The following is an 18,754-nucleotide window of genomic DNA, read 5'->3' on the forward strand; positions in this document are numbered from 1 at the left end:
TCATCCATGAGTTTGACATCGTGTCACGTCCACTTCTCACCGCATAGCGACAAAGTCATCCACTTGTCGAGTCCGCTCCTTAAATCGCTCAAGTTCGCCGGCAAGAAAACCGTTCAGCTTAAGCTTGGGAAAGAAACCATACGCGCGACGGTCCGGCCGATCCGCAAGGCGGGCCACCATCTCTATTTGTCCGCCGGCATCCGCCAGTCGATGCGCGTGCCTAAGAGAGGCCAGGTCTCCCTGATGCAAGTCGAGGAAGGCGAACTGCAATTCGGTCCGCTCATCGGCATATTGACGGATGCCGGCGACAAAAGCAATCCGAACAGCCCGTTCGCCGGACGGACCGGCTACATCCGTCAATTGTTGAAGACGGGCGAGAGCAAAGCGTATCTGTTCGCTTTTACGCCGCGGGACATTAATTGGCAGTACAATCTGGTGAACGGCTACTTCCTCAACAGCAGCGGCGGCTGGTACCGCCAGCAGGTACCGCTTCCCGACGTCGTGTACAACCGCCTGCCAAGCCGCAAAGCCGAGCACTCCTCGACGATCATGAACTTGCGGGAGAAGTTCATCAAGAACAAGATCCCGTTCTTCAACTGGAGCTTCTTCAATAAATCCGACGTGTATAAAATGCTCGACGAGGACGTTGAAGCGCTGCAGCATCTGCCGGAATCGGTGAACAATCCGAAGCCGGAGAAGATCAAGGAGATGCTCGAGAAGCATCAATTCATCTACTTCAAGCCAACAGCCGGCAGCCTCGGAATCGGCATCTATCGGCTGACCTACCACCCGACCCGCGGCTACTTCGCCCGTTACCGCCGCAACGGCGGCAATGTGCTGCTGCGTTTTACGACATTCAATTCCCTGATGCGCATGCTGCAGGCCAGACACGGCAGCACGCTTAGCCAATATGTATGCCAGCAAGGCGTTCGGCTGATCGAGATCGACGGATGCCCGATCGACTTCCGCTTCCATATGCACAAGGACGGCAATAATGAGTGGGTTCCTGTCGGAATCGGGGCCAAGAAGGCCGGCAAAGGCAGCGTCACGACCCATATCAAGAACGGCGGCCAGCTGCTGACGCCGGAGCAAGCGCTCAAAGCTACGTTCGGCAGCAGATCGGATGAGGTGCTCGAGAAAGCCAAAGAGGTATCGATCAAGTTGTGCGAAGCAATCGAGCGCAACTTCCCGCATACGCTCGGCGAACTCGGGCTGGATATCGGCATCGACAAAGACGGCGAGATCTGGATGTTCGAAGCGAATGCCAAACCGGGACGGTCGATCTTCGGTCACCCCGCGCTTAAGAGCCAAGGCCGCGATTCCTACTCCCACATCATCGATTACTGCTTGTATTTGACCCGCTTCAAAGGGAGGGAGTAACCGATGGAGCAGGACACCCTTGAATCCAGAGCTGATGCGGAGGTGCTGGCGAAGCCGCCCGTGCTTGCCATCCTGACCATCGAGGATGACCTCCAGCTGTTCCGGGGAAACCTGAGCAATTTTGCCGACCTCATCCGTACAGGCAAGGAGCAGGGCTTCCTCGTTTACGTCCTGACCGTCAAGCAGCTGAAGTTCAAGCGCAAACAGCTCATCGGCTATACGCATGACGAGAGGACCAATACCTGGATGTCCCAGAGTTTCCCTTTTCCGGACTTGATCTACAACCGGATTCCGCTGCGCGAGGATGAGCTTCAACCGCATGTTCGGGCGAAGCTTGCCGCCTGCCAGGCGCACCCGACGCTCCAGCTGTTCAATCCGAAGTTCTTCAATAAGTGGTCGTTGTTCAAATGGCTGGAGAAGTCGAAGACCACCCGCCCTTACGTGCCTTCCACGCGCCGCATGCTGAACCGCGAGGAGCTAGGCCTAATGATCGCCGAGCACTCTTATCTGTACCTGAAGCCGGTGAGCGGCAAAGCAGGCAAAGGGATCATGACGATCAAGGTCCGTCCCGGCAATGTACTGCCTTACCGGCTCAAAGTGCAGGCCAGCAAGAAAAGCCTCTCCTACAATTGCGGAACGCTGAGCAAGCTGTGGATGCGCGTGAAAAGGGAAAGCGGCGGCGAGCGTTACATTGCCCAACAAGGCATCCAGCTTGCCTCCTTCGAGGAACGGCAGTTCGACCTTCGCGTGCTCGTGCAGAAGAACAATCGCGGCCAGTGGGATATTACGGGGATCGGCGCCCGGATCGCCGGCCACTTAAGCATCACGACCCATGTGCCCCGCGGAGGAAGCATCGAAGATCCCGAAAAACTGCTTGTCAGCGTATTCGGCCAAGAACAAGCGCGTAATATTCTAGTAAAAGCGCGTCAAGCCGCAGTCGTCATTGCCAAGCAAATCGAGCGCGGCGCCGGGATGAATCATGCCGAGATGTCGATGGATCTGGGGATCGACGAGGCGGGGAACATCTGGTTCTTCGAAGCCAATGCCAAGCCGATGAAATTCGATGAGCCTGAAATTCGCAAACTGTCGCTCATCCGCATTTTTCAATACAGCCGTTACTTGATGCAGACCAAAGTCAAATAATCGACGTCTGGAGGCGGTCTAAGGTGAAAGTACTGCTGCTTGCTCCCGAACGCTGGGATGCGATAAAAGAGAAGCTTATCGCCTTCGCCGGCAAGTACGGCGAGAAACGCCTGACCGCCTCCGGCATCGCTTTGCTGCGAAAGCTGGATCCGGCTAAACATCCGGAGGCCGGCATCGCCGTCGCCATAGAGGATGGCGAGCTCGCGGGCTTTGCCTTCATTCTGGAGAACGGCGAGAAGGCATGTTTGATCGTCGTGCGCGACGACCTGCGCGGCCGCGGCATCGGCTGCGCTCTACTGCGCGCGCTTCAAACTCGCTTCGGGCGTATCGTCTGCCACGTCGCCGCCGATAACCCGTCCAGCATGCAGATGTGTTTCCGCGCTGGCCTGACTGCTGTCTCTCTGGAGCGGGGGCCAACAGGAAAGCCGACGCTTCGGTTCGAATCCGGCCGCTAATAACGGATATGTATGGCTCTTGAGGAGGAAACCAATGGTTCAGCCCGTGCTCGGAATTATGACCTTATATTTGAATGATGCCGGCCGCCTTGAGGAGAGATCGATCTACCAGAAAATGTCGATTGTTGGCCGGAGGCTGGGACTCGACATCTTTGTCTTCACGCCAGATGACGTAAACTACGAAACCAACAAAATACACGCCCATATCTACGATTCGCAGCTGAAAACATGGAGCCGCAAATGGCGCTCCTTCCCGCATATGATCTTTGACCGGTGCCGCATTCAGCGCAGCCCAAGGTTCGAACGTCTGCAGAAGTTCCGCAAACAGTACGGCCATCTGACGTTCTTGAACCGCGTCCTGCGCAACAAGTATACGGTCTATCGCACGCTCAAGCTCGAGAGCGTCTTTCGTCCGCATCTCCCGGATACGCGGCTGTATGAGAGCAGCTCCGATCTGTCCTATATGATCCGCAAATATCCGCTCGTCTACTTGAAGCCGATCAACGGCACGGGCGGGCGCGGCATTCTGCGCATCGAGAAGCAGCGGGATAATACCTACCTGATTCAGGGACGCGATCAAAGCCGGCGCATCATCAGCCCCCAACGCGTTCCGCTGTCCTCGCTGAACAGCAGGCTCGCTTCCTGGAACCTGAAAGAGAACCGGTATTTGGTCCAGCAAGGCATCCAGCTGAAGCTTCCTAGCGGCCGCGTCCATGATTACCGGATGCTCGTGCAGAAGAACGGGCAAGGCAAATGGGAGGTTACCGGCTGCGCCGGGCGGGTCGGCCCGCAGGGCAGCATAACCTCGAATTTGCATGGCGGCGGCGAAGCGGTGACGATGCTCGATCTGATGAGGCAGTGGATCAGCAGCGAGGACGTTATCGATACTGCCAAACAAAAGGCGGAAGACATCAGCCTGAAGATCGCCGCGCATCTCGAGAGTACGTATGGAAGGCTGTGCGAGCTTGCGCTTGACCTTGCGATCGACCGCAGCGGCCATATATGGCTGATCGAGGTGAATCCGAAGCCGGCACGCGAAGTGTTCGTTCAAGCCGGCGAGAAGGAAATCTACCGTACGGCGATTACCCGTCCGCTGGAGTATGCGGTCTGGCTCTATGGCCAGAAGAAGCGCCGACAGACCGCGAGCTCCTCGCTTTCTTCGGCCAATCAACCGAGCCAATCGGTTCACAAGACGAATACGAGCACCTATACGAAAGAAAAAACGGTCCAGGACGATCCCAGCCTGTCATAAGCTGGTTCGCGCTGGACCGTTTTTTTATGCGATGTTATGGGATAAGCTTCAGCAGCTCGCGGAAATCGGTGAGCAGCACATCGGAGCCCTTGAGCTCCTCCGCCTTGCCATAGACGGCATAGGCGCAGCCTGCGACCATAAGGCCGTTCGATTTGCCTGCCTCGACGTCTGAGGAGCGGTCGCCGACCATCCAGGCCGACTTAATCTTGTGATCCTTCAATAGCCTTGCGACGAGATCGACTTTCGATAACGTCTGGTATTCGCCCGCGCTGTACAAGCCATCGAACAAGGCGGCGATGCCGCGATGCTTCGCGACGCCTTTGACATACGTTTCAAGCCCGTTGCTGGCTACGAACAGCTTGTACCCTCTCGCCTTCAGCTCCTGCAGCACGTCTTCGACATGCGGATACAGCGTACCCTCATTCGCCTCAAGTCCCTCCAGCTCATACTGGAGCATCAGCTCGTCGGCCCGGTTCCGAGCCGCTTCGGAGGAGTTAGGCATCACATTGTTCCAAATATCCGACAGCAGCATGCCGAGACAGCCGAGCAGTTTGTCGACCGGAGGCGTCGGCCCCATGTACAGCCCCTCTTGGCGGAGCGTCTCGAAAATGCGTTCATGCACGCCGCGCAGCAGCGTATCGGTCTCGAATAAGGTTCCATCCATATCGAAAATAAAGGCTTCCGGTTTGTACTGCTGTTGCACATCACCCATCGTACGTCTCTCTCCCTATCCTCTGTTAGTCTGCCCCTATGATACTAAGAAAGCATACGATGCCGCAAGGTTAGCCTTGCGCTAAGGATTACCATTTGCTCGCGTCGATATCGCCTGGTCCTAAGCCATTCCACACATTCGGCATATCGACCAGCTCCGGATTCTCGAATACGAGGAAGGCCGTCGGGAGATAACGTCCTTCGCCGCTCTTCGAGGAAGGCGAGTTCAGAATTTGATGATCGTTGACCAGAATGCTGGACGAGCCGCCGTCCAGGTTCGCCCCGATGACTGCGCCCCGCTCGAGCAGAATTTGCTGAACGTCATACAGATTGGCCCCTATGCTGTGTCCCGGTTGTCTGCCGTCGATCACCACGAATAGGATTGCCCCGTCTTCGCGCTGGCCCATCGCCGTACGCGGCGCGATCCCCCAGCCGTCTTTGGCACTCTTGATGAGGCCCTTGCCGTTCACGATCAGCCTTGGCTGAAAAGTGACCGCTTCCCGGACGCCGAGCTCTTGCATTTCGCTCAGCGAATATTTGCCGGCGACCATTCTGCCTTCGTAGTCGATGCCGACGATCTGGGTCGTCGTCTTATTCCCGAGATCGCTGTAATAGACTTGTCCGTGCGTCATGACGACCCCAATCGGCTGGAACCCGTTCCCTTGCCAGTTCGGATCCGAGAATCCTCCGGCATTGACGCCTGCAATCGCGCCAGTCCGCTCCACCATGCTCAGGACACGCTCGCCCCGCCCTGCCTTGGACGGGACGCCGAGACGGATTTTGGTCGGGTCGTTCACCGTCATCACGTAGCCTTTATAACCGGTGCCTTCAATGGATTCGATTTCGACAAGCGGTTGCTCCTCTTCCGCTGGCGAGGATAGCGTCTCGACCTCATGCTGCAACTCGATTTCATGCGTATCGCGTTCATCGCCCATCCGTTCTTCCAATGCCAGCTTCTCGGCCACGCGCCTATCCAGCTGTTCTTGTCCGATCATGTATTTTGCCCAATGCCGATGCTGGGTAATAATAATCGAGTCCGCTGCCAAATATCGCAAGCTTGTCCCGGACGGCGTTAGGAATAACCAGCCCAATCCAACCGAACTGAGCAGCATGAAGAACGTTAGCACATATAAAAAAGCCCGGAACGGGCGCCGTCTGCGTCGTTGTTGCCGGTTGGGCCCTCTTGCCGGCAGGTTCGTCTTGGTCCTTTGTTGCGTCTGCGTTTGCGGCGTATTCGCTGCCATCTTAACCTTCCCCGCTTTCCATCTGACTACAATCGTAGACGACCTGGAAGCGAGGAAGGTTTCAGTTGTTACAAAACCTCGAACGTTGAACTTGAGTTTGCAAAACGTTCAAATCCTTGCGCTCCCTGATCTTTCCCCTGGTGATATAGTAAGCTCATCAAGGATTTATGGAAGGAGCTGCTGCTATGTTGGACAAAGCAAGGCACTATTATGAAGCACGGACTACCTACTACTCGATCGTGCTGATCGTCAATGTCATTGCGATGGCAGCCCTCACTTCGCTTGGGATGAACCATCTGGGCGTGTTCTTGGCTGGTCTGGCCATTTATTCCTTCGGCTTGCAAAAAGCGCTCGTCGTCGAACTGACCGCCGCCTCTGCTAATTCGATGAACAGCTCTCCTGTGTCGCGCCGCACACGGATTCAGCATACGGCTGTACTGTGGTTCTCGATCGTTTATACCGTTGCCCTCGTCGCGTTAACCGTGATGATGCAGACGAACTAATATACGCTCTCCAGATATGCCTATAGCCCGGAAGAGTTCGCTCGCGATCTCTTCCGGGCTTTCTTATGTTCATGACGGTCTTGCTGATAAGATGCCCTTGGTGCTCGCCGCGCCGATTTGCGCTAGAACACTTTTTTCGTGTCCCGATCGGCCTTGATGATCTCCACCGCTTCCTTAAACCGCAGCGAGTGCACGATCTCCCGCTCCCTGAGGAATTTCAGGCTATCCTGTAGATCGACGTCATCCGTCATGTCGATCAGCCACTGGTAGGTTGCGCGCGCTTTCTCTTCCGCGGCAATGTCCTCGTAGAGATCGGCGAGCGGATCGCCTTTGGCTTGGATATAAGCTGCCGTCCATGGCACGCCGCCTGCATTCTCGTAGTACAGCGCATGATCATGGTTCGCATAATGCGGCCCCAGTCCAACCGCGATCAGCTGCTCCGGCGTCGCGTCCTTCGTCAGCTTGTAGATCATCGTCGCGATCATCTCGAGATGCGCGAATTCCTCCGTTCCGATGTCGGTCAGCAAACCAATGACCTTGTCCGGAATCGTATACCGCTGATTTAGATAGCGCAGCGCTGCAGACAGCTCCCCGTCCGCGCCGCCATACTGCTCGGTCAGAAACTTCGCCATTCTCGGATCGCATTTGCTGACACGAACCGGATATTGCAGCTTCTTCTCATATACCCACATCGGATACCCGCCTCCTTATACGATCGGTTGCGTTCCTACACCTGCCACGGCCAAGGGCTCTCGGCCCATTGCCATGGATATTTCGAGTAGCTGTGACCGTACTGGAGCAGCGGGCCATACTGCGCTTCGAAGTGAAAGGCGCACTGATGACGCTGTTGGGCCAGCTGATTGAACTGCTGCAGCGCCTGCATATCGTTCGGGTGAGTGTCCAAATAAAGCGTCAGCTCCACCAGCGCAAAATCGAGCTGCTGCAGTTCCTCCAGCTTCTTATAATAGTTCTCGTCGATCTGTGCTCTGCTGCTCATGGAAGTCTACCCCCTCGGCGGACATTTGGACTCATACGGACTGTAAAGAGCCGGCCACAACGTGCCCAGCTTCAACGCCTGATTGAGCGGAAATTGCGGCAAATTCATCGGTTGATACGGAATGAATTGATTCGGGGGAACCACATACGTCTTAACAATCTGCGGCGGGCAAGGATCGAATGGACCAACGAACGGGTACCATTCTCGCAGTTGATTATTGCTCACGTGAAAACCTCCTCGTAGCCTTATCCTCTATCCATCGTATGCGGTGGCTGATTTGTCCTATTCCCAATAGCACCTCCCCTAAATCCCCTCCTGAGGAGGGGACCCCGAGGGCAACCGCCCAGCTTATGCTTCCGAAGTGAGTTTTCCGTTCGGAAAACTCTTAGGACACCCGTAATTAGCGTGGCATGGAACGCGGCCGTCTTCGATGTGTCCTTCGAGCGTGGCTCGCTTTTGTCCCGGCCGAATTGGACGATATTGTCCAATTCGGCTTGGGACAAAGCTTTGGGTTCGAGCTTCGTTAGCGGCTTTTTGCCTCGGGGTGGAGACCTGATGGGCTAGGCGGATACATATTGCTGCGAGCTGACTCTCGCTTGACGTCCACTTCGTGGACACGCTTTTTTTCTTCTCGTCCCACTGCTTATCTGCGCGGGACGAAATCGTTTTAATAACCATTGGTTAAACCCCAAAACGGAGCAGACAAATGTTTCTGAAGCAGTGATAACGTTCGCCTTTGTGAAGGGACTCCTACCTTAGACTATTGATTCAAGGAGTCCCTGAACAACAGCGAGCGGAAGAACATTTCGACTGCGCAGTGCCCCTGTTTAACCAACACAGCATTTAAACGAAAAAACTCCCCCTCGTTTCCGAAGGGAAGCTCAACCTTAATCCAATTTGATTTTCATCTGGAACAGCCCCGCTTTGCGCGCGGCCATGTAGACGATCACGACCAATGGGCCGAGGAAGACGCCGATCACGCCGACCAGCTTGAAACCTACATATAAGCTGATCAGGGCAGACAATGCTCCGATCCCGACTGCATCGCCAAGTACCTTCGGCTCGACAATCCGTCTGAACACGGTGATGACGAGGAACAGGACGATAAGGCCGACGCCTTGATAGACGTTGCCCGTCAACAGCAGGTACGACGCCCAGGGCACGAGCACCGAACCGGTGCCGAGGATCGGCATGATGTCGACGATGACGACCAAGAGCGCGATCGCAAGCGGGTATTTGAGCCCGAGAATCAACAGCCCGATCAAGGTCAAGATATAGGTCAGCACGCTGAGAATCAGCTGCGAGCGCAGGAATCCGAGAACCGATCTGCGCAAGTTCTGCAGCACCTCATCCACCTGATTGCGCGAGCTATCATGGAAGATGGACAAGAACGACATCTTCATTGTGTTCAGGCTGTAAGAGAACAGATAGACAGCCACCAGGAAGACGATGAAGAAGATAAACATGCCCGGAATGCCTTTGGCAAAGTTAACGAACGTATGCGAGATGCTCGTGATAATGTTCATGAGCGTATTCGTCATGCCTTTCAGCCAGCTCTCGAGCTGAACCGCCGCGTCAGGCGGCATATGCGCGTACAGTTCCTTCGCGCTGTCGATCGTATCTTGCAAATATGTATTCGCTTCACTCACCACTTGAGGTGCTCGATCCCAGAAGGCAATAACCTCTGCGAACACCTTCACGCCGACCCCGATCATGAGTCCGATTAGGACCACCGTAAACAGGGTGCTCGAGATCGTGCCGGCCGCCAGCCGGTTAAGCTTGAACTTCTGCATGAACAGCCGGTTCAGCGGCTCGAGAAAGATCGCCACGATTAGCGCGAGCAAGAATGGCGCGCCCGCTGTGAACAGCAGATACATGAAGAGTAAGCATGCAGCGGCAATCAATAACTGTTTAAGGGACATCTGTCATGCCCTCCCCCCTTCATTCCTATTCCAATTCCGCCTCTTTATCTATCGGCGGTACGAGCCTGATCGGCGCTTGGCGATAAATATGTACGCGATGAACGCGCAGCTTAGCGCTCTCCGCAACTTCGAACACGAAGCCGTCATACTCAATCTTCTTGCCTTTGACCGGATTCCCCTCCAGCTTGGTGAACAACCAGCCGCCGATCGAATCCACATCCTCATCCTCAATGTCCAGGTTGAACATGTCGTTCACTTCTTCGATAAGCATACGGCCATCGACCGAAGTGATTTCGCCGTTCACGACCACACTCGGCTGCTCGGTATCGAACTCATCATGAATCTCGCCGACGATCTCTTCCAGAATGAGCTCGGTCGTGAGCATCCCGGCCGTACCGCCGTACTCATCCACGACGATGGCCAGCTGCGAGTGCTTGCGTTGCATGAGGCGAAGTACCTGGCTGATCTCCATCGATTCCGGCACATTCAAGATCGGCCGCAGAAACTTGGTCAGCTGGTGATCTTCATCCGGATCGGCAGTGAGCAAGTCCGTAATATGGACGAAACCGATGATTTGGTCCTTGTCGTCCACGCATACCGGGAAACGCGTATGCCTCGTCTGATAGACCAGCTTCATATTCTCATCAAAAGGCATCATCACGTTCAAGCAGTCCATATCCGTCCGCGGCAGCATAATTTCCCGTGCAAGACGGTCCGAAAATTCGAAAATATTATCGAACAGCTTCATCTCGTCGCTGTCAATGATTCCGCTTTTGGCGCTCTGATCCATCAATATTCGGATTTCTTCCTCGGTATGTGCAGAATCGTGTTCGCTCGCAGGCTCAATCCCAATTATACGCAACAGTCGGTTAGCCGTTCCGTTCAGAACGAAAATCGCCGGCAGGAACAAGCGGTAGAACCAGAGCAGCGGAATGGACAGCCACAGCGAGGTCTCCTCCGACTTGCGGATGGCCAGCGACTTCGGCGCAAGCTCGCCCAGCACGATATGCAAGAACGTAATGACCACGAAGCCGATAATGACCGATATCGTCTCGACTAACGGACCATCCGCAATGCCGATCTGATGGAACAGCGGTTCGACGATCAGCTCGGAGATGGCCGGCTCGCCGACCCAGCCAAGACCGAGCGAAGCGAGCGTAATGCCCAGCTGCGTCGCGGACAGATAGGCATCCAGCTTCTGATTAACTTTAAGCGCATAACGCGCGCGCTTATTGCCTTCATTGGTCAGCTGAGTCAGGCGGGACTGGCGCACCTTCACGAGCGAGAATTCAGCGGCGACAAAGAGACCATTGAGAAATACGAGTACGACGACAAGCAGCAGATTGAGTACAATGGGAACCAGTTCAAATTCGGTATGTGGCAAGGATGAAATCCGCTCCTCTCTGGGCGCGCCTTTTTACAATTAAATAACCGCTTGACGCTTCGTGAAATCGATCTCCTTGTAGTACATGTCTTTCACGAGCAGATTAGGTCCGCAGCAAGCAGCCGCCGGACAGTGGCAGCTGACGCTCTTCGCCAGCGAATTGCCGAGCCAGCGTTCGAACAGATCCTCCAACCGATCATTCTCTACGTTGCCGAAAGAAGGCACATCGGCGAAGTCGGTGACGAACACGTCGCCGGTGAACAAATTGACGTTCAACCGGTTGCGGCCGTCCGGGTCATTGCGCACGGTCACCATCGGCTCGTTCGCAAGACGCGTAAGCAGCGCGCGGTCCCGCGCCTCGTCGCTGCAGTGGTAGAACGGCAGCGTGCCGAACAGCATCCAGATCGACTTATCGCGGCCATCGAGCAGATCCACGATCGCTTGTCTCATATCGCCGTTGCTCAGCACAGGCAGATTGGCCGCGAAAGCGCTCGGGTACATCGGATGCACTTCATGGCGGAGACAGCCCATCTCCACGATAAGTTTGTGAATATCCACAATCTTCGTGTGCGTCCGGTAATTGATCATCGATTCGGCCGATACGTACAGACCGCCCTTGGCAAGGCGTTCGATATTATCCACCATTCGGTTATACATCTTCTCCGCCGTCTCGAACGCGACGGGATGATTGCTCTTGGCAAACCCGATCTCGTGGAAGTCAGCCGCGGTCGTATAGTTGAACGAGACGTGCATGACATCCAGGTAAGGGGCGATCGCTTCGTAACGGCTGTAATCCAGCGTTACATTCGAGTTGATCTGGGAGCGCACGCCGCGGCTGCGCGCGTACTTTAAGAGCGGGATGATATACTCGCGGACGGTTTTGTCGGCAAAAGACGGCTCTCCGCCGGTAATGCTGATCGTCTGCAGATGCTCGACCTCTTCAAGGCGGCGCAGCATCAAATCGAGCGGCATCTTCTGGGGCTCGCGCAGGACGAGCGTGTCGCCAACCGCGCAATGCTCGCAACGCATATTGCATAAATTCGAGACGGTCATCTCGACGCTAGTTAACCGGTGACGGCCAAAAGCCCGAAGCGATGTAATCGGATCCCAAGGATCGTCCTGCGGGGATACCGGAGCTTGCGGAGCAGTAGTAAAGTCATGTAAAGCTTTCATAAGTCGTGTCAACACCTTAACTGTACTTAGTATAAAGAACTACTCTTCATTGTAAACTTCAACAGCATCGGTTGCAAACAATTCTCTTTGCGCAGAGTTGGCGAGCCGCAAGGCAAAAAGCGCTGCTCCCACAGTCATTCCTGACCGTAAGAACAGCGCATTCCCTCCATTATTTGGCTTGCCGCAAGCGGAAGATTAGTACCGCTCCAGAATCAGTTGGGTCTTGAGCGAGTCTTCCGTCTGCAGCCAGCCTTTGCCCTGCAGGTAGCTAAGCAGCGCCACGCGCTCCGTGGAAGCTTCGCTGTAGCTATCCGTTTTGAACGAGACTTCGACGATATACTCGGTACCTGTGCCGGCGGCATTCAGGATCGGCCAAATCTCCAAATCCGTCTCCAGATCGTTAAATTCGCCCTCGTATTTACTCACCGTCACCGGACCATGCGCGCGGGAAGCTTCCAGCGTATCCTCGCCCCAGCCGTTACTGCCCCAATCGGCCAACTCGCCCGGCATTTTGTCCAGCGCGATCTCCAGCGCCTTCGACTCCGTTGGCAGCGAAGTGCCGCTGTAGCCGGATGCGCTCTTCGTCTCTTCGGTGGCGATGCTGAGCGTTTGCTTCCCGTAGCCCCAATCCACTTCGGCCTCGAAATCATCGCTGCCCGCATCGAACCCGTCTTGATTCGCCAAAGCAAGCGCAGCGTTAATATCGCCGTTCACGATCGGGTAGCGCTTCTTATAGTTAATTTCGAAATTCGACTTGTTCGACTTCTTGCGGAAACGAACATCCCAGCCTTGCTCATCCAGCTCCAGCGCGTCCGTATCGAAATATTCGACGCCAAGGCTGGTCGCCGAACCGAGCCCGAATGCGCTCTTGAGGGCGGATGTCGGTTTGTAGTCGGATCCGAGCACGCTGCCCGATTTGAGCAAGAACTTCACTTCGTATCCTGGCACCATGTTCGCGGACGCGGCATTCGCCGGCTGCGACTGCGGCAATGTCGGCAACACAAGCGCCAGTCCCGTCAACAGCATAACCGCCTTGCTCTTCCAACCCAAATTCATCATTAATTTCAGCTCCCTTATCGATTGAAGTGGTGTTCCTGACACTTCTAACTTTAGATAAGGGATGTCATTGGCAGATGAACGACGATAGGCGGTTTGGTCAATTCTGGGAAGAAAATCTATATGCTCCCCAACATTTCCTTGTTCACACCGCTCACAGGGGCGGTGCTGCTCCTATCCGCATGCAAGAATCCGATAAATTGCTCCAGCAGCTGCGAATAATGGCGGTCCTTGTTATAGGCGTAACAGACGTTGCGCACATATTCGAAATCCGGAATGTCCTTGACGACCAATAGTCCGCGCTCCACCTCGCTTTGCACGGCAAGCCGGGAGACGAACGAAGCATGGCCGCCTTGCATGACCGCCTGCTTGATCGCCTCAAGCGAATCGAGCTCCAGGAAACCTTGGACGCGTATCCCCCATAACTCCATCCACCTGTCGGTCATTTGGCGCGTGCTGGATTCCTTGCCGTGGAGGATGAGATTGGCCGTTGATATCAAAGCAGGGCTGAGTTCGCTATAGCTCGCCAGATGATGGCCCGGCGCGCAGACGAGCACAAGCTCATCCTCGCAGATCGTACGAAGCTCGATCGGCGGCTGGCGGAATACTTCCGTTGATATGATGCCAAGGTCGACTTCGTGGTTGAGCAGCATGTTCGTAATGATCGGAGAGGGCTTGACCGAGAGGGAAACGGTAACCCCCGGATACTGGGCGGCAAACTCGCGCAACACACGCGGCAACAGATAAGTCGCAGGCACGTAGCTGGCTCCGATCCTGAGGGAGCCGCGGCTCATCCGGCCGAACTCCCCGACGATCCGCTGCGCTTCGGAAGAGAGCGAATTGATTTTGACCGCATAATGGAGCAGCGCCTTGCCCGCTTCGGTCAGAATGATTTTGTCCATGCGCGGCTCGAACAGCCTGACCCCCATCTCCTGCTCCAATGTCTTCATATGGTAAGTGACCGTCGGCTGCTTGAGGCCGAGCTGATCGGCCACGGCCGTAATCCGGCGATGCTTCTCGATTAGTTCCACGATTTGCAGCTTCAACAGATTCAAGCTCATCCCATCCCTTCTTGCTTCATCTAACGGACCGTAGCGAAACGGACGAAGCACCTCCGTACGGAAAGGCAAATGCCGATCGTAAAGAGGTGCTGCGATTGTGAACGCAAACCAATCCTTCGTTGAATGCTGCATTTCCAAACAACGCTGAATGCTGCATTTCCAATCTTACGATTTTGAACGCAAACCAATCAGCTGGTTTACCACCGTACCGTGCGAACATCACCGTACCGGTTCTTCGGGTTCGTCGAGCAGGAGTATGCCTTGCGCTCCGTCAGTTCGACGAGCGTGAGCCGCAGCCCATGTTTGGCTCCGGTATCGATTCCGAGCCGCTTCTCCTGCAGCCATAGCTCCCCGGGAGAAGCTCCGATCCGATGCGTAGGCGTATGCCCGAACACGATCGTATATGGCTCGGCTGCCGGTCTGCTCCAGAACTCGCTCCGGATGCCGATCATATCGTCTTCCCGCTGCTGCGCAAGCGGTACGCCGGGACGAATGCCGGCATGGACGAACAAATAGTGCTCCAGCTCCACGTAGTATGGCAGCTGTTCCAGGAAGGGGACGTACTGCGCCAACCGGCTTCCTGCTGATGCAAGCTTATTGTGTTGGAGCAGCGCCTGCTCCATATTGCCGGTAACGGCCATTGCTCCGCCCTCGGTCAGTTCGCGTATGAACGGCAGCGCCTCATAAGTCGACGGGTCTTGATCGACATAATCTCCCACCAAGACCAGCCGGTCTAGGACAGGGGTATAGCCCGCTTCAGCTAACAGCAGCTTGCTTCCTTCCACATGGCCGTGAATATCGGATAGTGCGAATAAGCGTGACATTTACGTTTGTACCATTCCTTCTTCTAAGTAGGGTAGACGAACAGATGCGAGGGGGGAATGATCAGGCTGCCCCGCTCGCCGGCTTCCAGCTTGCGCTCGTGCAGGAAGGACAACTTCTGGCCGTCGCCCGCTTCCGCGAGAACCCGCCAATGTTTGCCCTCGAATACGCTGTGCAGCACGGCCGCGGGCAGCCGATTGCCGCTTCCTGCCGGGTCCGTTGACGGCTCAAGCGCCGCAGCCGTCTCCAGCTCGGCGGCATGATAGCCTATGGCCGCTTGCCCGAGCCAGCTTGCGACATCCGGACGCAGCAGCAGCACGACGTCATCGCCGGCCGACCCCTTCCAGTCGGTCGTGGCCGTTCCGGTCAACTCCATGCCATCCACCCGCACGACTGCATGCTGACCGATGCGCGTAAGCTTGCCCTTAAGCTGATTGCCCGCTCCGAGCAATCTGGCCGCAGACCGGGTAGCCGGCAGCTTATAGCACGCCTCCGGCCGAGCAATCTGATCGATGCCGCCGGCGCGCATAATAATAAGGCGGTCCGCCATCGAGAATGCTTCATCCGGATCATGGGTCACGTGGAATACGGTCGTACCGAGCTTGCGGAACAGATAGGCCATCTCGGTCCTCATCTCGATCCGCAGACCCTGATCGAGGTTGGACAACGGCTCATCGAGCAGCAGCAAATCCGGCTTCGTGGCGAGCGCTCTGGCAATGGCCACGCGTTGCTGCTGTCCGCCGGACAGCTGAGGCGGCAGCCGGCGCTCAAGACCTTTCAGATGCAGCAGCTCCATCAGCTCTTCCAGCTGAGCGGCGATCACGGAAGCGGATGCTTTCTGCCGGCGCATCCCGTAGGCCATATTGTCATAGACGCTCATATGCGGCCACAACGCGTAATCCTGGAAGACCATATTCATCCCGCGTTTCTCGGGCGGCACCATCTGGCTGCGGCTTGCAATGGTCTTCCCGCGCATCCGGATTTCGCCGCCGTCTGGCTGCGTAAGCCCTGCGATCAGCTGCAGCAGCGTTGATTTGCCGCAGCCGGATGGACCGAGCACGCTGATGATTTCGCCGGCATGCACCTCGAAACTGATCTCGGACAGCGCTGTATGGTTGCCGAACGACTTGCTTAACCGATCGGCTTCTAATATCGATTTCATTCGCTAACTCCCCTTGCCTGTTTGCGCGCGGGCCTGACGATCAGCTCCAGCACGACGATAATGAGAATGACGAGCCCGGCACCTGCAAGCGTAGCCGCAGCGGCATAACCGAATTTCAGATCCTCGAACGCCTTGTTAATGACCACCGGGAGCGTCATATAGTTAGGCGGGTACAGAATCGAAGAGATCGCCAGATCGAAGATGCTGGAACCGAAGGCGGTTAACGCCGCCGTCAGCAGCGCGCCTTTGGTGAGCGGAGCCAGAATCGTGAGCAGCCGCTGATGGAACGAAGCGCCTTGCATCTGGGCCGCATTGAGCAGCTGGCCCGGCACCTGGGCCATCGCGCCGGAGATCATGCGCGTCACCACCGGAATCGCGCCGGCCACACCGGCTAATACGAGAATCCAAGGCGTCCCGTATAGCAGCAGGCCGATCGACTCCAACCAAGATTGATTCCAGATGAAAATATAGCCAATGCCAAGCACGATGCCCGGTACGGCGAGCGAGACAAGCGAGATAACGTCCAGCGTCCGTCGCAGCTTGAATTGCGAATAGGTAAGCACGTAAGCGACGAGGAAGCCGATGACGAGAGAAAGTACGGCGGCAACCGAGGCGAGCTCAAGGGAATGAACGAGCCCGCTGAGCAGCGTGCTGCCCTCGCTGAACAACGTCCGATAGTGCGTCAAAGTAAGTCCGCTTACCCCGGATCCCGCGCCATCCGTGACGGACATCAGTACATTCGAGCCAAGCGGTATGCCGAGCGTGACGGCCAAGAACACGAGATTGGAGAGCGTGAAGAGCCACGCGCCTCGTCTAGGCTTTCGGACCTCACGCTTCGTCGCCCGGGAAGATAACACGTCGAACCGCGCTTTGCGCATGACCAGCAGTTGAACCGTCATCGCCAGCGTTATCAGCACGACGAGATAGAACGACAGCGCCCCGGCCATATCGAACCGGATTGGCGACGTATATAATGCCGAGTAGATGGAATACGGCAGCGTCGGAAAACGAAACACGGTCGCGATGGATGCAGGAAGGCCGAAGTCGCCAACCGTATCCATGAACACCAGCATCGCACCGGAGCAGATGGCCGGCAGCAATAGCGGCGCCTCAATGGTGCGCCAGACCGTCCACGGACTTGCCCCGGACATCCTCGCAGCCTCGCTGAGCCGGCTCGCCCGCCATTCCATCGCGCCGAAGATCGCCAAATAAGCGAGCGGGAACTTGCTGAGCGTCATGACCAATACCAGACCGGACGGCCGGAATATCAAATCGGTCAAACCGCTCCAACCGAACCACGAAGCGGCAAGTCCGTCCGCCGAGGCGAACATGACCCATCCTTGCGCCAGAATGAACGATGGAGTTACCAGCAGAAGCCAAATGGACACGTCCAGTAGTCGGGCCGTTGCGAACGTATACCGTGCCCGGACGGTTGCAAGCGCTCCGCCGAGGATCGTTGCGAGCAGCGTCGTGCCGATGCCGAGATAGACCGAATTTTGGAGCGAGGCGTACCAGAGCGGACGCCGGAACACATCCAGCAGCAGTGACAGATCGCCGATCTTCAAGCTCCCGAAGAAGACGCCAGGCAGCAGAACCTGAATGATGACAGCAGCGAGCGGAAGCAGAATAAGAAGGAAGAGGATGGCCAGCATCAGCCATCCTGCTTGATTCTCGTGCTTAATTGGACGGAACATCAGATTACTTCACCGCTTGATCCGCGAACCACTGCTTAATCTCGCCCTCATGTTCGCCGGCCCAGGCTGCTTCGGCTACGACGAGCTTCGCATTCGCCGCGCGATCTTGCTTCGGCGTTACGCCGGTTGCCGAAGGTTCGAAATAGCTTTCTTCGCCTTGATCGATCAGCGCCTGCTGCGTCTTCGGATCGAGCAGGAACTCGACGAACGCTTTGGCGGCGTCCTTATGGTCCGTTTCCTTCTGGATCGCCGCTACCCGCACCGAAGCCGGAGCGCCTTCTTCCGGCCAAATGATGTCCACCGGCTCCCCTTGCGCCTTCAAGGTGTACGCATTGCTTTCTTGAAGCGCCGCCGCTTTAATCTCGCCGCCCGTGAGCGCTTTGGCGACGTTCGGATTTTTCGGGTAGACATGCAGGCCGTTCTTCATCAAGCTCGTAAAGTAGGATTGAGCCGCTTCCGTCCCTTGCGACTGGAAGAACCACGCAACGAACGGGTATGCCGGCGCGGCGACGGCCGGATCCGCCATCCCGACTACATCCTTAAACTTGGCAGCCGCCAGGTCAGCCCACGTCTTGGGAGCGGTAGATGCGTCATAAGCCTTCGTGTTATAGACAATGACCGAAGCGGCATGTGCGCCGGTCGGATAATAGGTACCATTAGCAGGGATCTGTTGTTTGGCGAAGTCGGTCAGGCCATCCTTGTTGCCCGGCGCCCAGTTCTCCAACAGTTGGCCGTTCTTGCCCAGTTGGTCGATCATCGGCATCGAATCCATCCAGATGACATCCCAGTGCGGAT

18 protein-coding genes and 1 pseudogene are annotated in these 18,754 nt (G+C 56.2%); 5 read left to right on the top strand and 14 right to left on the bottom strand.

Annotated features, from left to right (window positions below; translation table 11 throughout):
• Positions 1-6: 6 nt before the first annotated feature.
• The 4 genes from FHS18_RS01520 to FHS18_RS01535 are packed head-to-tail and all read left to right on the top strand — an operon-like array spanning position 7 to position 4,230.
• Positions 7-1,380, top strand: a complete 1,374-nt coding sequence (locus FHS18_RS01520; RefSeq protein ID WP_183596188.1) for a YheC/YheD family endospore coat-associated protein — start codon at positions 7-9, stop codon at positions 1,378-1,380.
• A 3-nt stretch (positions 1,381-1,383) separates the two neighbouring features.
• Positions 1,384-2,523 carry a YheC/YheD family endospore coat-associated protein gene (locus FHS18_RS01525; protein WP_183596190.1) on the top strand — a complete coding sequence of 380 codons (1,140 nt, stop codon included), beginning with the start codon at positions 1,384-1,386 and terminating at the stop codon, positions 2,521-2,523.
• Between the two features lie 23 nt (positions 2,524-2,546).
• Positions 2,547-2,978 (top strand): GNAT family N-acetyltransferase, encoded by a 432-nt coding sequence (locus FHS18_RS01530; protein WP_183596192.1) that lies wholly within the window; start codon positions 2,547-2,549, stop codon positions 2,976-2,978.
• A 34-nt stretch (positions 2,979-3,012) separates the two neighbouring features.
• Positions 3,013-4,230, top strand: a complete 1,218-nt coding sequence (locus FHS18_RS01535) for a YheC/YheD family endospore coat-associated protein (RefSeq protein WP_183596194.1) — start codon at positions 3,013-3,015, stop codon at positions 4,228-4,230.
• A 34-nt stretch (positions 4,231-4,264) separates the two neighbouring features.
• Here the strand turns inward: FHS18_RS01535 and FHS18_RS01540 are convergent, their stop codons facing one another.
• A complete protein-coding gene (locus FHS18_RS01540) occupies positions 4,265-4,942 on the bottom strand; it encodes an HAD family hydrolase (RefSeq protein WP_183596196.1) in 678 nt (225 codons plus the stop codon).
• An 88-nt stretch (positions 4,943-5,030) separates the two neighbouring features.
• Positions 5,031-6,185 carry a phosphodiester glycosidase family protein gene (locus tag FHS18_RS01545; protein ID WP_183596198.1) on the bottom strand — a complete coding sequence of 385 codons (1,155 nt, stop codon included), beginning with the start codon at positions 6,183-6,185 and terminating at the stop codon, positions 5,031-5,033.
• Positions 6,186-6,370: 185 nt separating this feature from the next.
• On the opposite strand from FHS18_RS01545, the gene FHS18_RS01550 reads away from it, so the two are divergent.
• Entirely contained in the window at positions 6,371-6,688 is a 318-nt protein-coding gene (locus FHS18_RS01550) for a hypothetical protein (RefSeq protein ID WP_183596200.1), read from the top strand.
• 122 nt (positions 6,689-6,810) lie between these two features.
• Here the strand turns inward: FHS18_RS01550 and FHS18_RS01555 are convergent, their stop codons facing one another.
• The 12 genes and pseudogenes from FHS18_RS01555 to FHS18_RS01610 form a co-directional block, all read right to left on the bottom strand.
• On the bottom strand, positions 6,811-7,380 hold the full coding sequence (locus tag FHS18_RS01555; protein WP_183596202.1) for a manganese catalase family protein: 570 nt from the start codon (positions 7,378-7,380) through the stop codon (positions 6,811-6,813).
• A gap of 35 nt (positions 7,381-7,415) precedes the next feature.
• Complete coding sequence (locus tag FHS18_RS01560; protein ID WP_183596204.1) at positions 7,416-7,685, bottom strand: spore coat protein CotJB; 270 nt, start codon at positions 7,683-7,685, stop codon at positions 7,416-7,418.
• Positions 7,686-7,691: 6 nt separating this feature from the next.
• Positions 7,692-7,910: a spore coat associated protein CotJA gene (locus tag FHS18_RS01565; RefSeq protein ID WP_183596206.1), complete on the bottom strand. Its 219-nt coding sequence runs from the start codon at positions 7,908-7,910 to the stop codon at positions 7,692-7,694.
• Between the two features lie 662 nt (positions 7,911-8,572).
• Positions 8,573-9,607: a sporulation integral membrane protein YtvI gene (gene ytvI / locus FHS18_RS01570; protein ID WP_183596208.1), complete on the bottom strand. Its 1,035-nt coding sequence runs from the start codon at positions 9,605-9,607 to the stop codon at positions 8,573-8,575.
• A 25-nt stretch (positions 9,608-9,632) separates the two neighbouring features.
• Complete coding sequence (locus FHS18_RS01575; protein ID WP_183596210.1) at positions 9,633-10,991, bottom strand: hemolysin family protein; 1,359 nt, start codon at positions 10,989-10,991, stop codon at positions 9,633-9,635.
• Positions 10,992-11,030: 39 nt separating this feature from the next.
• Entirely contained in the window at positions 11,031-12,164 is a 1,134-nt protein-coding gene (yfkAB, locus tag FHS18_RS01580) for a radical SAM/CxCxxxxC motif protein YfkAB (protein WP_183596212.1), read from the bottom strand.
• 195 nt (positions 12,165-12,359) lie between these two features.
• The gene (locus tag FHS18_RS01585; RefSeq protein WP_183596214.1) at positions 12,360-13,223 is read right to left on the bottom strand and encodes a hypothetical protein; all 864 of its coding nucleotides are present in this window, start codon (positions 13,221-13,223) and stop codon (positions 12,360-12,362) included.
• Positions 13,224-13,339: 116 nt separating this feature from the next.
• Positions 13,340-14,281 carry a LysR family transcriptional regulator gene (locus FHS18_RS01590; RefSeq protein ID WP_183596216.1) on the bottom strand — a complete coding sequence of 314 codons (942 nt, stop codon included), beginning with the start codon at positions 14,279-14,281 and terminating at the stop codon, positions 13,340-13,342.
• Between the two features lie 197 nt (positions 14,282-14,478).
• Complete coding sequence (locus FHS18_RS01595) at positions 14,479-15,105, bottom strand: metallophosphoesterase (protein WP_183596218.1); 627 nt, start codon at positions 15,103-15,105, stop codon at positions 14,479-14,481.
• A gap of 23 nt (positions 15,106-15,128) precedes the next feature.
• Complete coding sequence (locus FHS18_RS01600; protein WP_183596220.1) at positions 15,129-16,265, bottom strand: ABC transporter ATP-binding protein; 1,137 nt, start codon at positions 16,263-16,265, stop codon at positions 15,129-15,131.
• Positions 16,262-17,959, bottom strand: a complete 1,698-nt coding sequence (locus FHS18_RS01605) for an ABC transporter permease (RefSeq protein WP_183596222.1) — start codon at positions 17,957-17,959, stop codon at positions 16,262-16,264. Before FHS18_RS01605 ends, FHS18_RS01600 begins: the two co-directional genes overlap by 4 nt.
• 4 nt (positions 17,960-17,963) lie before the next feature.
• Positions 17,964-18,746: pseudogene (locus tag FHS18_RS01610) on the bottom strand (extracellular solute-binding protein); the annotation flags it as partial.
• Between the last annotated feature and the right edge of the window lie 8 nt (positions 18,747-18,754).

The sequence above is a fragment of the Paenibacillus phyllosphaerae genome, from assembly GCF_014192105.1.
GTDB lineage: Bacteria > Bacillota > Bacilli > Paenibacillales > Paenibacillaceae > Paenibacillus_Z > Paenibacillus_Z phyllosphaerae.